Origin of the sequence: Arthrobacter sp. MA-N2, from assembly GCF_000517125.1 — a bacterium.
GTDB lineage: Bacteria > Actinomycetota > Actinomycetes > Actinomycetales > Micrococcaceae > Arthrobacter > Arthrobacter methylotrophus.
On the sequence record NZ_KI912158.1, the window covers coordinates 482 to 1773 of the forward strand.

The 1292-nt window shown below is 61.6% G+C and carries 1 protein-coding gene; it reads left to right on the forward strand.

All coding sequences use genetic code 11. From position 1 onward, the window contains the following. Positions 1-113 precede the first annotated feature (113 nt). Positions 114-1261 (forward strand): IS3 family transposase gene (locus A3M3_RS0123325; protein WP_155854542.1). Its coding sequence is split into 2 segments (ribosomal slippage): positions 114-363 and positions 363-1261, totalling 1149 coding nucleotides; the frame shifts between segments, so codons are not numbered across the junction. The last annotated feature ends 31 nt before the right edge of the window (positions 1262-1292 follow it).

The window sequence follows — 1292 nt, forward strand, 5'->3', positions numbered from 1 at the left end:
TCGAGCAGAAGATGAGTGACGTCGATACGGGCGGATTGTCCTTTGATCGCATTGGCCTGCTGCCGGTTTCGTGGACACCGAGATTGGGTGTTTCATGAAACCGGAGGTGGGGTATGCGACGAAGGCAATTTGGGCGTGAGTTCAAGATCGAGGCGGTCCGCCTGATCAAGGACCGCGGAGTGAGTGTGGCGCAGGCGTCTCGGGATCTGGATGTCCATGAGAACCAGCTTCGCAAATGGGTGAAGCTCTTTTCGGCCGACCCTGCGCAGGCCTTTCCCGGCCATGGCCAGATGAAGCCGGAGCAGCTTGAGATCGAGAAGCTGCGGCGCGAGGTGGCCAAGCTCAAGGCGGAGCGCGATATTCTAAAAAAGGCCGCGGCCTACTTCGCGAAGGACGTGACATGAGGTTCACGTTCATTGCGAAGCACCGGGGAATCTGGCCGGTGGCATGGCTTTGCGAAGCGCTGGATGTGTCGCGCTCGGGCTTCCATGCCTGGCTCAACCGATCACCGAGCCGTCGAGCACGCGACGACGAGGAAATCGGCAACAGGGTCCGGGCAAGCTTCCTTGGTTCGGATCGGACCTATGGTGCCAGACGTGTCTGGCGGGACGTGCTGGCGGAAGGCATCGATTGCGGCCTGCATCGCATCGAGAGGCTGATGCGTGCCCAGGCTTTGCGTGCCAGGCCGCGCCGGCGAAGCCTGCCCAGGGATGAGGGCCGGCGGTCGACCATCGCGCCGAATACGCTCGGCCGGGAGTTCCATGCCGAGCGTCCGAACCAGCGATGGATCGCCGACTTCACCTATATCTGGACCGCAGAAGGTTGGCTGTACGTTGCCGCCGTCATCGACCTCTTCTCCCGCCGTGTGGTGGGCTGGTCGATGAAGGCCGAGATGACCGCCGGGCTCGTGACCGATGCGCTGATGATGGCGATCTGGCGTCGGGGAAAGCCGGATGCCCTGCTGCACCATTCGGACCAGGGCAGCCAGTATGCCAGCGAGCAGTTCCAGAAGCTCATGGCCGACAACAGCGTCACCTGCTCGATGAGCCGCTCTGGCAATGTCTGGGACAACGCCGCGATGGAGAGCTTCTTCTCGTCGCTGAAGACCGAGCGGATCAGAGGCAGGGTCTACCGGACACGTGACGATGCTCGTGCCGACGTGTTCGATTACATAGAGCGCTTCTACAATGCCGTTCGCAGGCACTCGACCATCGGCTACATCAGCCCGGTAGAGTTCGAAAAGAAGGTCGGGTTAGCTTAACTGACCGTCCACGAAACCGGCAGCAGGCCAG